The organism is Mesorhizobium sp. M7A.F.Ca.MR.362.00.0.0, from assembly GCF_004023175.1.
GTDB lineage: Bacteria > Pseudomonadota > Alphaproteobacteria > Rhizobiales > Rhizobiaceae > Mesorhizobium.
This window is the reverse complement of the sequence record NZ_RZTF01000122.1, coordinates 4,201-15,845: the sequence shown is the minus strand read 5'-3', so window position 1 is coordinate 15,845 and position 11,645 is coordinate 4,201. Positions and strand designations below refer to the sequence as shown.

Here is an 11,645-nt window from a genome sequence, read left to right as displayed (position 1 = left end):
CGGCAAGACGGTCTCCGGTGTCTCGCCGAAGGATTTGAAGCCGCTGGCCGATGCCGGCAAGAGCTCGCTCGGCTCCGGCGTCGTCGTCTTCGTCGGCGCCGGCGAAGACAACAAGGCAAGCGTCGTGGTGGCCGTCACCGACGACCTCATCGATCGCTTCAGCGCCGTCGACCTTGTCCGCGTGGCCTCCGCCGCATTGGGCGGGCAGGGCGGCGGCGGGCGGCCCGACATGGCCCAGGCCGGTGGCCCCGACGCTTCCAAGGCCGATGATGCGATTGCAGCAGTGAGGGCGGCACTCGAAGCGGCGTAGGCTAGTGGGCAGTTCAGGGGGGAGCCCTACCTTCCCAAGTAGCGCTGCCCCTCATCTGGCTGCCGCCATCTTCTCCCCGTAAACGGGGAGAAGGGCGCTTTCGTCGCGGCTTTCGCCAATCGCCAGCGTTGCAAAAAAGAGGCGCCGGCGTTGCGGCCAGCCTCTTTCTCCCCGTTTTACGGGGAGAAATGCCCGGCAGGGCAATGAGGGGCGGCGCCGGCGTTGAGGAAGTTCACTCGGCCTAAGCGACCTTTTCAGTCCGCGTAAAGCTCGCACGATCAGCGACGCGCGCATACCAGTCCCGAATATCCGCGAACCGCGCCAACAGATCGCGCCCTTGCGTGACCTTGACGAAATAGGCGATGATCGGCGCGGCGTGCAGGTCCGCCAGCGTCAGCTGGTCGCCAAGCAGCCACGGACCTTGTGGCTTCAGCGATCTCAGCACCGTCTCGGCCTGAGCAAGGCCGCCGGCGATCAACGCCGAATCCGGCTCAGCCTTCTCCAGCCGCTCGACGGCAACATCCCAGACCATCGCGCGATAGCCATAGGCGTCGAGCATGCCTATGATTTGGCCCATCCTGGCGCGGCCGCGCGCGTCGGCAGGCTGCAGCGCCGGTCCGTCGAAGGCCTCGTCGATATAGCGAGCAATCGCATTGGTCTCGAAGAGGCGAAACCCGTCATAACAGAAGGCCGGGATGCGGCCGAACGGATGATGCTCGAAATACCAGGCGGGAACGCCCTCGGCGGCAAAGACATCGACCGGCACAAGCTCGTAGTCGATGCCTTTTTCCGCGAGTACGAGGCGGACGATGCGTACATAGACGCTGTAGTCCGCCCCGTAGACGATGGGCTTGCTCGACGATGTGGTGTTGAACCTATGACCGATGCGGATAACGATCTACTCTTTTATCTTTGCAACGGGCTTGCCATCTTCCCCAATCACGAGCGTGATCTTGCCTCCAAGGTCCGCTGGCGCGGGAGCGACATTGGCGGCTTGCCCCTCATACTTCGGCATGGAGTCCAAAAGCTCTTTGCCCTTGGCACTCTTTAGTCGTTCTTGCTGATCGAACCACATAGCCATTTACATCTACCTGTTTGGCTTAGATATTGAAATGCAGCGCATCCATGGAAGACAGGTTTGCAATTCGACACGCCTCAAGTCGTTGTCGTTAGCTAATACTGTCGCACACTCAGATCAAGATCGAGGGTAGGCTTTTGGGCGACATGTTTTACGCCATCGCCTTCTGCAGGTTCTCGTCGATCTTGTCGAGGAAACCGGTGGTCGACAGCCAGGGCTGGTCGGGGCCGATCAAGAGCGACAGATCCTTGGTCATGAAGCCGGACTCGACCGTCTGGATGCAGACCTTTTCCAGCGTTTCGGAAAAACGCTTCAGGTCGGCATTGTCGTCGAGCTTGGCGCGGTGCGCGAGGCCACGCGTCCAGGCGAAGATCGAGGCGATCGAGTTGGTCGAGGTTTCCTCGCCTTTCTGGTGCTGGCGGTAGTGGCGGGTGACGGTGCCGTGCGCGGCTTCGGCTTCCACCGTCTTGCCGTCCGGTGTCATCAGCACCGAGGTCATCAGGCCGAGCGACCCAAAACCCTGCGCAACCGTGTCGGACTGCACGTCACCGTCATAGTTCTTGCAGGCCCAGACATAGCCGCCCGACCATTTCAGGGCAGAGGCCACCATGTCGTCGATCAGGCGGTGCTCGTACCACAGCTTCTTCGACTTGAACTCGGCCTCGAACTCGGCCTCGTAGACCTCCTGGAAGATGTCCTTGAAACGACCGTCATAGGCCTTGAGGATGGTGTTCTTGGTCGACAGATAGACCGGATAGTTGCGCAGCAAGCCGTAGTTCAGCGAGGCGCGGGCGAACTCGCGGATCGAGTCGTCGAGATTGTACATGGCCATGGCGACACCGGCGCCGGGCGCGTCGTACACATCGTGCTCTATCACCTGGCCGTCCTCGCCGACGAATTTGATGGTCAGCTTGCCCTTGCCGGGGAAGCGGAAATCGGTGGCGCGGTACTGGTCGCCGAAGGCATGGCGGCCGACGATGATCGGCTTGGTCCAGCCGGGCACCAGGCGCGGCACGTTCTTCATGATGATCGGCTCGCGGAAGATGGTGCCGCCGAGGATGTTGCGGATGGTGCCGTTCGGCGACTTCCACATCTTCTTCAGCTTGAACTCCTCGACGCGCTGTTCGTCGGGGGTGATCGTCGCGCATTTCACGCCGACGCCGTGTTTCTTGATGGCGTTGGCCGAATCGATGGTCACCTGGTCGTTGGTGGCGTCGCGGTGCTCGATGCCGAGGTCGTAATATTCAAGCTTAAGGTCGAGATAAGGGTGGATCAGCTTGTCCTTGATGAACTGCCAGATGATGCGGGTCATCTCGTCGCCGTCGAGTTCGACGACCGGGTTCGCCACCTTGATCTTCGCCATGGAAAGAATGCCTCGTTGCTGGATATGGGACGGCCTTGCCCGCGCGGCGTTGGGCCGGGAGATGTCGCCCGTATATCAAAGCGCTTTTGGCCACGCAAACGGCGATCGGTCACGAATTGGAGGCCAGAGCCGTCGTCATTTGCGAATGCTTCATTTTCCCGGCCGAATGTGGCAGGGACGCTGAAATGCCGCAAACAGCAGTTCATTGACAATCATGCCCGTCATCAAAGATCCCGATAGCATTGCAGTCGCCGGCCCGGCGATCATCCTCGTCGAGCCTCAGCTTGGCGAGAACATTGGCATGGTCGCGCGCGCCATGGCCAATTTCGGTCTGTCGGAGCTGCGCCTGGTCAACCCGCGTGATGGTTGGCCGAGCGAGAAGGCGCGCGCGGCGGCCAGCCGCGCCGATCATGTCATCGACGCTGTCACCGTCTTCGACGATCTGGCCTCGGCGCTCGCCGACCTGAACTTTGTCTTCGCCACCACGGCCAGGCAGCGCGACGGCTTCAAATCCGTGCGCGGGCCGGTGGAGGCGGGCAGGCTGCTGCGGGCGCGCCACGTGATGGGCCAGCGCACCGGCATCCTGTTCGGACGCGAACGCTTCGGCCTCTACAATGACGAGGTCGGCCTTGCCGACGAGATCGTCACTTTCCCGGTCGATCCCGATTTCTCCTCGCTCAACATCGCCCAGGCAGCACTTCTGATGTCCTACGAATGGATGAAGTCCGGCCTGGAGGACGAGACCAGGACCAATTTTTCCGGCCCGGACATGAAACCGGCAAGCAAGGAAGAATTGCACGGCCTGTTCGCCTATCTCGAAGGCGCGCTGGAAGCGCGCGGCTATTTCCGGCCGGCGCCGAAGAAGCCGAAAATGATCGACAATCTGCGCGCGGTGCTGACACGCCCTGGCTTTGCCGAACCGGAGCTCAAGGTGCTGCGCGGCATCATTTCGTCGCTCGACAGGTTTTCTCCGGCGATGCCGCGCGGCGACGGGTCCCCTGGCGACGACCCGCGGCGCTTGCCCGCGGCCGCCGCGCGGGCCCGCAAGGCGGAAGCGGCGCGCCTTGCCGACACCGGCAAGGACGATGACATACCGCCGCTTGGCGGAAAAGGAACCGACAATGACTGAGCGGCCGATCCTGATGTTCGATTCGGGCATCGGCGGGCTTACCGTGCTGCGCGAGGCGCGCGTGCTGATGCCCGATCGCCGCTTCATCTATGTCGCCGACGACGCTGCGTTTCCCTACGGCGCTTGGGAAGAGCCGGCGCTGAGGGCGCATATACTCGAATTGTTCGGCAAATTGCTTGAGCGCTTTGCGCCGGCCATTTCCGTCATCGCCTGCAACACCGCCTCGACGTTGGTGATCGATGCGCTGCGCGATAGATTTCCCGAGCATCCTTTCGTCGGCATGGTGCCTGCGATCAAGCCGGCGGCGGAACGCACGCGCTCAGGGCTGGTTTCGGTGCTGGCGACGCCTGGCACCGTCAAGCGCCAATACACGCGCGACCTGATCAGCAAATGGGCGCAGAAATGCCATGTCCGCCTGGTCGGCAGCGACAGGCTGGCGGGACTGGCTGAGATCTACATGCGTGAGGGCTTCGTCGATGAGGAGGCCGTACGCACCGAGATCACGCCGTGCTTCGTCGAACATGATGCGCTGCGTACGGATATCGTCGTGCTCGCCTGCACACACTACCCCTTTCTGGCCAATCGCATGCGCAAGACGGCGCCCTGGCCGGTCGATTGGCTCGACCCCGCTGAAGCGATTGCGCGCCGGGCACTGTCGCTTCTCGCCGACATCGATCCGAGCGGTCGTGGCGAGATGCTGCCTGAAGGACCCGACCTTGCCGTCTTCACATCGAAAAGAGCCGATTTCCCGACCCGTCGCCTGATACAGGGCTTCGGGCTGGCTATGTCGTGATTGCGAAGCGGAACATCACGGCAGTCGTTGCGTTTTTCTCCAGATTCCAACGGGAGAAAGAACCATGCCAGCCACCTCGAAAGCCCAGCAGAAAGCCGCCGGCGCGGCTCTGTCGGCCAAGCGCGGCGAGACCAAGAAGAGCGAACTGCAGGGCGCTTCCAAGGGAATGTACGAATCGATGAGCGAAAAGCAGCTCGAGGAATTCGCCGAGACGAAGCGCAAGGGCCTGCCGGAGAAGAAGTCGAAAGACTAAGGATTAAGCATCCGGAATCAAAGAGCCCGCGGCCAAAACCGCGGGCTTTGAATCGATGTCGGCCGCCTGAGACCGGATAGGAGCCTACCAGCGCCCGCTGCAGCGCTTGATCTTGTAGCGTACGACCTTCTTGTGGCCGTGCCGCCAGATAACCTTCTTCTTGATCACGATGCGGCAAGCCTGGTGATGTCGGTGTCCATGCCAATGCCTGGCTTCCGCCGGCTCCGGTGTCAGGACCGCCATGGATCCCGCCAACACAGCGGCTCCTGTCAGGGTAAGGAAGAATTTCTTCATGCGAATGTAGCTCCTCTGCTCCGGTCCTTCCTGATGCCGCTGGCGCAACCTCCCGCCACATCCGGCACTGTACTCAACCCAGAGACGCTATATCGTCGCCACGGCCTACGCCAGCCACAAGCTTGACACCGGTTAAATCTCCGTTTAATCAGCGCGCCAACACCGGGCCGCAATGCCCGGTGGTTTTCTTTATGTGCGCAAGATGCGTGGAAATCCAATTCTACTATCTTGTTTGAACTGACGTGTCCCGTGGGTTTTCCGCCGCGTTGCGTGGGAAAACCCTGTCAGGTCTCGAAAACGGAGGCCAGAGGAGGGCGCGTTTCCTTCACCCGGACCATGAGGTTCCGGGTGTATTGTTTTGAAAAGGGAATGCGATGAGCAAGCGCGAATCCGCGAAGTACAAGATCGACCGCCGTCTCGGCGAAAATATATGGGGCCGCCCGAAGTCCCCGGTCAACAAGCGTGAATACGGTCCCGGCCAGCATGGCCAGCGCCGCAAGGGCAAGCTTTCCGATTTCGGCCTGCAGCTGCGCGCCAAGCAGAAGCTGAAGGGTCACTATGGCGACGTTTCGGAAAAGCAGTTCCGCAAGGTTTATGAAGAGGCTGACCGCCGCAAGGGCGACACCTCGGAGAACCTGATCGGCCTGCTCGAATCGCGTCTCGACGCGGTCGTCTACCGCGCCAAGTTCGTGCCGACCATTTTCGCCGCCCGTCAGTTCGTCAACCACGGCCACGTCAACGTCAACGGCAAGCGTGTCAACATCGGCTCGTATCGCTGCAAGCCGGGCGATGTCGTCGAAGTGCGCGAAAAGTCCAAGCAGCTGGTCATCGTTCTGGAAGCGGTCGGTCTCGCCGAGCGCGACGTGCCGGACTACATCGAAGCCGATCACAACAAGATGGTCGCGACCTTCTCGCGCATCCCTGGCCTGGCGGACGTTCCGTTCGCCGTGCAGATGGAACCGAACCTGGTCGTCGAATTCTACTCGCGCTAAAACGAGCGCGTTCTGCGACACCAAGAAAAGGCCGCCCGTCGAGGCGGCCTTTTCTTTGTCGGTCATGTCCGCTAATCCGGCGCTCTGGCCACTGAAAGCGACATGCCATGAACATGCTTCCAGACATCGAACCGATCGCCGACAGCGAAGGCGGCTTCCATCCGCTGTTCGCCGACGTGCCGTCCTCGGTCGAATTCAACAAATTGCGCAAGCGGCTGCTGCGGCTGACCCGGCAGGCGATCGAGGATTTCTCGATGATCAAGCCCGGCCAGCGCTGGCTCGTCGCGCTCTCGGGCGGCAAGGATTCTTACGGCCTGCTCGCGGTGCTGCTCGACCTCAAATGGCGCGGGCTCTTGCCGGTCGATCTTCTGGCCTGCAATCTCGACCAGGGCCAGCCGAATTTCCCCAAACATATCCTCCCGGACTATCTCAACAGCCACGGCATTGCGCACCGGATCGAGTATCAGGACACCTATTCCCTCGTCACCGACAAGCTGCCGGCGGGCAGCACCTATTGCTCGCTCTGCTCGCGGCTCAGGCGCGGCCATCTCTACCGCATTGCGCGCGAGGAGGGGTGCTCGGCACTGGTGCTCGGCCACCATCGCGAGGATATTCTCGAAACCTTCTTCATGAATCTCTTCCATGGCGGCCGTCTCGCCGCCATGCCGCCAAAACTGCTCAACGACGACGGCGACGTCATGGTGCTGCGGCCATTGAGCTACTGCGCCGAGGTCGATCTGGAAAAATTCGCTGCCGCCATGCATTTCCCGATCATTCCCTGCGATCTCTGCGGTAGCCAGGAAGGCCTTCAGCGCAACGCCATGAAGGCGATGCTCGAGGACCTGGAAAAGCGCATGCCCGGCCGCAAGGATACGATGCTGCGCGCGCTGTCGAACAGCAGGCCATCGCACCTGCTCGACAGGAAGCTGTTCGACTTCGCTGCCCTCAACGACACCCTCACCACAAGGCAAGCCGATGACATTTGACGACACCGCGATCGATTGGCTGGCCGGCATTCTGGCCGAGGCGGCGCTGACCGAAATCATGCCGCGCTTTCGCCGGCTGGGCGATGGCGATGTCAGGCAGAAGACCTCGGCCGCCGACCTGGTGACCGAAGCCGACGTCAATGCCGAGCGGCTGATCACCGCGCGCCTGCGCGAGCGCTATCCCCAGGCGATGATCGTCGGCGAGGAGGCCTGTTCCGACAATCCGGCACTGCTCGATGGTCTGGGCGATGCCGATCTGGCCTTCGTCATCGATCCGGTCGACGGCACTTTCAACTTCGCCTCCGGCGTGCCTTTGTTCGGCGTCATGCTGGCGGTCGTGGTCCAGGGCGAGACGGTTGCCGGCATCATCCACGATCCCGTCGGCAAGGACTGGCTGATTGGCGCCAGGGGCGCCGGCAGCCATATCCGGCATGCGCATGGCAGTCTGGAGAAGGTGCATGTAGCGGCACCCGCGCCGATCTCGGAGATGACCGGCTCGGTCTCCTGGCAATATATGCCCGAGCCGGAGCGGTCGCGGCTGGCGCGCAACCAGACGAAGATCCTGTCGCAATTCGCCTATCGCTGCGCCGCGCACGAATACCGCCTGCTGGCGAGCGGCCATGCCCATTTCGTCGTCTACAACAAGCTGATGCCGTGGGACCATCTGGCCGGCGTGCTGATCCATGCCGAGGCCGGCGGCCACGCGGCGCGCTTCGACGGCAGCACCTATCTGCCCTCGCATCTCGGCGGCGGCCTGCTTGTCGCGCCCGATCGCGAAAGCTGGCACGAATTGCGCCGCGAACTCTGGGCGCAATAGGAACGATTCCTGCGTTAGCCGAAGGAGCGGTGCAATTTCACGCAAATCCGGAGGCTCTCGAATGAAACCTCGGTTCGCATTTGTCGCCGCGGCTCTTGCCGCCGCTCTGTCTACCAGTTCCCAGGAAGCAAGATCGCAGGAACGCAGTTGTCGCAGTTCCGATCCCGTCGACACGATAAAGGAGATGTCGGACGCTATCTATGCCTGCTGGAAACCGCCACCCGGAACCGCGGGCATGTCCCTGACCCTGCGGTTCTCGCTTCGCCGCAACGGCACACTGATCGGCAAGCCTCGCGCCACGTATTCCGATCTGGGAACCGATGCCCAGCGCAGCCGGGCCTTCGTGGCATCCATTCTCAGGGCACTCGATGATGCTCTGCCATTGCCCTTTTCGGACAGCATGGGTGAAGCAATTGCGGGGCGTATGCTTGCCCCTCGGTTCACGGCAGCTCTTGAGGGTGCATCCTAGTGCAAGTCGGTGATGTGCCCTGAAACGGGCGCGTTCTGTGGCTGGAACATCTTGCCGCGCTCGGCGATGAAGATCATCAGCAGCGCCGCGACCGAGACGCTGCAGAAGCCGGCGGCCAGCGGCGTCACCGTGCCATTGAAGGCCTGGCCGATCAGCGTGCCGAGAATGCCGCCGAGAAACGTCTGCATGAAACCGAGGATCGACGACGCCGTGCCGGCCAGTTGCCCGAGCGGCTCCATGGCCAGCGCGTTGAAGTTCGCGCCCAGCGCACCGAACGGAAGCATGGCGCAGGCAAAGAAGGTGATGAACAGCCAGAGCGGCATCTTCATTTCCAGCGAAACGATCAGCCAGGCAAGGCTGATGACCAGGAACAGCAGCAGCGCGCTCTGCGACAGGCGGCGCATGCCGATGCGGCCGACAAGGCGCGAATTCAGAAAGTTGGAGAAGGCGAGCACGCCCGCGACGCCTGCGAAGATGACCGGGAACATCTCGCCGACATGGAAGATGTCGACATAGATCTGCTGCGCCGAAGCGATGAAGCCGAACATGGCGCCGAAGATGAAGGTGCTGGCGAAGGCATAGCAGATCGCAATGCGGTTGGTGAGCACGATGCGGAACCCACCGACAATCGAGTTCACGGTCAGCGGCCGGCGATGTTCGGGATGCAGCGTTTCAGGAAGGCGCAGCAGCGACCAGGCCGAGACGAGGAGCGCACCGACGGCCATGGTGACGAAGATCCAATGCCAGGTCGCAAACAGCATGATGAACTGGCCGATGCCGGGAGCAATGACCGGTATCGCCATGAACACCATGAAGATCAGCGACATCACCTCGGCCATGCGCCGGCCGTCGAACGTATCGCGCACGATCGATACGGCGATGACGCGGGTGGCGGCCGCACCAATGCCTTGCACGGCCCGGCACAGCAGAAGTGTCTCAAAGCTTGGCGCAATGGCGGCAGCCGCGGCCGCGGCGACATAGATCACCAGCCCGGCGACCAGTGGTGCGCGACGCCCGAAGCGATCCGAGATCGGCCCGAAGAACAACTGTCCGCCGCCGAAGCCCAGAATGTAGGCCGTTATGACGTACTGCCGGTGGTTTTCATTTTCGACGCCGAGCGTGGCGCCGATCTGCTGCAGCGCCGGCAGCATGATGTCGATGGCCAGCGAGTTCAGCGCCATCAGCGCCGCGCACAGGGCGATGAACTCCCAGCGCGGAATGGGCAGTTTGCTTGCCGATTGCGGCGCTGGTTTTGGCTGGTCCACGGCAAGTCCGATCTTTCAAACGAAAATGCGCCGGCGGGCCGGCGCATTGGCTCGTCTTGGTCCTGGGTTCAGGACATGAAAATTGCCGAGGTGGGGCTGCCCCGGGGTGCCTGGTGCTCGATGCCCAAAATCAACGTCGATTTTCGGGCATGCACAAAACAGAAATCAGGCGGCGCCTTTGACGCTGACGCCCTTCTCGACGAGGAATGTCTGCAACTCACCGGCCTGGAACATCTCGCGGATGATATCGCAGCCGCCGACGAATTCGCCCTTGACGTAGAGCTGAGGGATCGTCGGCCAGTTGGAGTATTCCTTGATGCCCTGGCGCAGTTCGGCCGAGTCCAGGACGTTCACGCCTTTGTAGTCTGCGCCGATATAGTCGAGGATCTGGACGACCTGGCCGGAAAATCCGCATTGCGGGAAACCGGGCGTGCCCTTCATGAAAAGGACGACGTCGTTGCCCTTCACTTCATTGTCGATGTAGTCGTTGATGCCGCTCATGGAATATCCTTTCCCGCCTGTGGGAGTCAGGCTCGAAACATACCCTTCAAATAAACCCAACGATTGCTCGAAACAAGACGTTAGCCGCGCCGCGGCTGAAATGGCGCAAAGGATGGGCCGTGTTGGGCCAAGCGCTAAGGGTCAGTCGGGAACGCTGGTCTGCAAGGCGAGCGCGTGCAGCACGCCACCCATATTTCCTTTCAGCGCGTCATAGACCATCTGGTGCTGCTGCACGCGGCTTTTCCCCCGAAAGCTCTCGGCCACCACCTCGGCCGCATAATGGTCGCCGTCGCCGGCGAGATCGCGGATCGTGACCTTGGCGTCCGGAATGCCGTCCTTGATCAGTTTTTCGATGTCGTGGGCGTCCATTGCCATGGCAAAATCCTGTTTCGAGCGGCCGGTGTCAGGCCATAAGATGAGAGTCGGGCGAGCCTAAAGCCTTTCCGGTCCGGATTGAAGCCGTTCGTCCCACCAACGGCAAGACGGCCCGACGGCTTCAGAGAAAGACTAAGCCGGTGGGCTTGCTTCATCCTCGGCAACGTCGTCGCGTGTCGAGAAAGCACGGCCAAGGCTGAAGGCAAGCACATAAAGCGGCGCGTTGAGCACGAGGCCGACAATGGGGAGATAGCTCGTCATTTGCCAAGCCGGCGAGAAGAACCCCTGGCCATAACCGTCGCAGACAAGCGACGAGCCGTACTCCCACAACGCGCCTACGACCACCGCGCTGGCAAAAAGCTTGATGCAGGTGACGATATGCCTTGCCCGTGCCGGATCCGGCGCCAGGCGGTCCCACAGAACCAGGCAGACGATCGGGATCGCGTAGATGAGATTCTGGGCGATGAGCATGGGGATGGCGCCATTGGCCGCGGCAAGGAACTCCGCGCGCGTTTCCAGCCGCATGCACACCTCGCTTGAGGTTGTCGACAGCAGGAAAAAGACGAATGGTCCCAGGAACCAGAAGAAGAACAGCGACGGCCAGAAAACGACTGCAAGCAGCGCCCGGGCAGCCAGTTTCCTGTGCTTGATCATGAGTTTCCCGAAAAACCGTTCCCACTTTTCGGGATCATGCTCTCGTCAACTGGCCTGGTCCATGAAGCGGGGGAACCAGCCTTCGTGCGCCGCGGAGAGTTCGCTGACCGGGATTGCCCTGGCGTCGCCAAGCTTCAGCGCGCTGCCCCCGGTCGAGCCGATCCACGGCGCGAAGATGCCGAGTTCGCCCTGCTGCTTGCGAATGGCGTCCCATTCGTCGCCATGCGGATCGATCGACAGCGTCAGGAGATAACGGCCCTGGTCCTCGCCGAACCAGACCGGGATCGGGTCGGTGCCGACAAGACCGGGAACGGCGGCGCCGATTCCGGACGCCATCGCCATCTCGGCAAGTGCAACGGCGACACC

The 11,645-nt window shown here is 61.8% G+C and carries 16 protein-coding genes and 1 pseudogene; 8 read left to right on the top strand and 9 right to left on the bottom strand.

The window, feature by feature from the left end; all coding sequences use genetic code 11:
* On the top strand, positions 1-310 hold a 310-nt coding region (locus EOC06_RS16800; protein WP_245469672.1), incomplete at its 5' end, for a DHHA1 domain-containing protein.
* Positions 311-551: 241 nt separating this feature from the next.
* Here EOC06_RS16800 and EOC06_RS16790 read toward each other — a convergent pair.
* From EOC06_RS16790 to EOC06_RS16780, 3 genes are all read right to left on the bottom strand, one after another.
* Positions 552-1,196, bottom strand: coding sequence for a glutathione S-transferase family protein (locus EOC06_RS16790; protein ID WP_128308300.1), 645 nt, complete (start codon positions 1,194-1,196; stop codon positions 552-554).
* 12 nt (positions 1,197-1,208) lie between these two features.
* The gene (locus tag EOC06_RS16785; protein WP_128308299.1) at positions 1,209-1,391 is read right to left on the bottom strand and encodes a hypothetical protein; all 183 of its coding nucleotides are present in this window, start codon (positions 1,389-1,391) and stop codon (positions 1,209-1,211) included.
* Positions 1,392-1,539: 148 nt separating this feature from the next.
* A complete protein-coding gene (locus tag EOC06_RS16780; protein WP_127321786.1) occupies positions 1,540-2,751 on the bottom strand; it encodes an NADP-dependent isocitrate dehydrogenase in 1,212 nt (403 codons plus the stop codon).
* 214 nt (positions 2,752-2,965) lie between these two features.
* On the opposite strand from EOC06_RS16780, the gene EOC06_RS16775 reads away from it, so the two are divergent.
* From EOC06_RS16775 to EOC06_RS16765, 3 genes are all read left to right on the top strand, one after another.
* Positions 2,966-3,880 (top strand): RNA methyltransferase, encoded by a 915-nt coding sequence (locus EOC06_RS16775; RefSeq protein ID WP_127321787.1) that lies wholly within the window; start codon positions 2,966-2,968, stop codon positions 3,878-3,880.
* Positions 3,873-4,673, top strand: a complete 801-nt coding sequence (gene murI / locus EOC06_RS16770; RefSeq protein WP_023810327.1) for a glutamate racemase — start codon at positions 3,873-3,875, stop codon at positions 4,671-4,673. The genes EOC06_RS16775 and murI overlap by 8 nt, the downstream gene beginning before the upstream one ends.
* A gap of 64 nt (positions 4,674-4,737) precedes the next feature.
* Entirely contained in the window at positions 4,738-4,926 is a 189-nt protein-coding gene (locus tag EOC06_RS16765) for a DUF3008 family protein (protein WP_023810328.1), read from the top strand.
* An 84-nt stretch (positions 4,927-5,010) separates the two neighbouring features.
* On the opposite strand, the gene EOC06_RS16760 is transcribed toward EOC06_RS16765, so the two are convergent.
* Complete coding sequence (locus tag EOC06_RS16760; RefSeq protein ID WP_127332070.1) at positions 5,011-5,220, bottom strand: hypothetical protein; 210 nt, start codon at positions 5,218-5,220, stop codon at positions 5,011-5,013.
* 374 nt (positions 5,221-5,594) lie between these two features.
* Between EOC06_RS16760 and rpsD the strand changes: the two genes are divergently transcribed.
* The 4 genes from rpsD to EOC06_RS42695 all read left to right on the top strand — a co-directional run bounded on the left by rpsD (position 5,595) and on the right by EOC06_RS42695 (position 8,484).
* Positions 5,595-6,212 (top strand): 30S ribosomal protein S4, encoded by a 618-nt coding sequence (gene rpsD, locus EOC06_RS16755; protein ID WP_023759539.1) that lies wholly within the window; start codon positions 5,595-5,597, stop codon positions 6,210-6,212.
* Between the two features lie 107 nt (positions 6,213-6,319).
* The gene (gene ttcA / locus EOC06_RS16750; protein WP_128308298.1) at positions 6,320-7,198 is read left to right on the top strand and encodes a tRNA 2-thiocytidine(32) synthetase TtcA; all 879 of its coding nucleotides are present in this window, start codon (positions 6,320-6,322) and stop codon (positions 7,196-7,198) included.
* On the top strand, positions 7,188-8,015 hold the full coding sequence (locus EOC06_RS16745; RefSeq protein ID WP_127332066.1) for an inositol monophosphatase family protein: 828 nt from the start codon (positions 7,188-7,190) through the stop codon (positions 8,013-8,015). Before ttcA ends, EOC06_RS16745 begins: the two co-directional genes overlap by 11 nt.
* Before the next feature lie 235 nt (positions 8,016-8,250).
* Complete coding sequence (locus tag EOC06_RS42695; RefSeq protein ID WP_245469670.1) at positions 8,251-8,484, top strand: hypothetical protein; 234 nt, start codon at positions 8,251-8,253, stop codon at positions 8,482-8,484.
* Here EOC06_RS42695 and EOC06_RS16735 read toward each other — a convergent pair.
* The 5 genes and pseudogenes from EOC06_RS16735 to EOC06_RS42690 form a co-directional block, all read right to left on the bottom strand.
* Positions 8,481-9,704 carry a multidrug effflux MFS transporter gene (locus EOC06_RS16735; protein ID WP_164873997.1) on the bottom strand — a complete coding sequence of 408 codons (1,224 nt, stop codon included), beginning with the start codon at positions 9,702-9,704 and terminating at the stop codon, positions 8,481-8,483. The genes EOC06_RS42695 and EOC06_RS16735 overlap by 4 nt on opposite strands.
* 210 nt (positions 9,705-9,914) lie before the next feature.
* Entirely contained in the window at positions 9,915-10,250 is a 336-nt protein-coding gene (gene grxD / locus EOC06_RS16730) for a Grx4 family monothiol glutaredoxin (protein ID WP_006332883.1), read from the bottom strand.
* 141 nt (positions 10,251-10,391) lie between these two features.
* Positions 10,392-10,625, bottom strand: coding sequence for a BolA/IbaG family iron-sulfur metabolism protein (locus EOC06_RS16725; RefSeq protein ID WP_010909092.1), 234 nt, complete (start codon positions 10,623-10,625; stop codon positions 10,392-10,394).
* Positions 10,626-10,757: 132 nt separating this feature from the next.
* Complete coding sequence (locus tag EOC06_RS16720; protein WP_128308297.1) at positions 10,758-11,279, bottom strand: hypothetical protein; 522 nt, start codon at positions 11,277-11,279, stop codon at positions 10,758-10,760.
* Between the two features lie 45 nt (positions 11,280-11,324).
* A pseudogene (locus tag EOC06_RS42690) lies at positions 11,325-11,645 on the bottom strand (phosphoribosylformylglycinamidine synthase II); the annotation flags it as partial.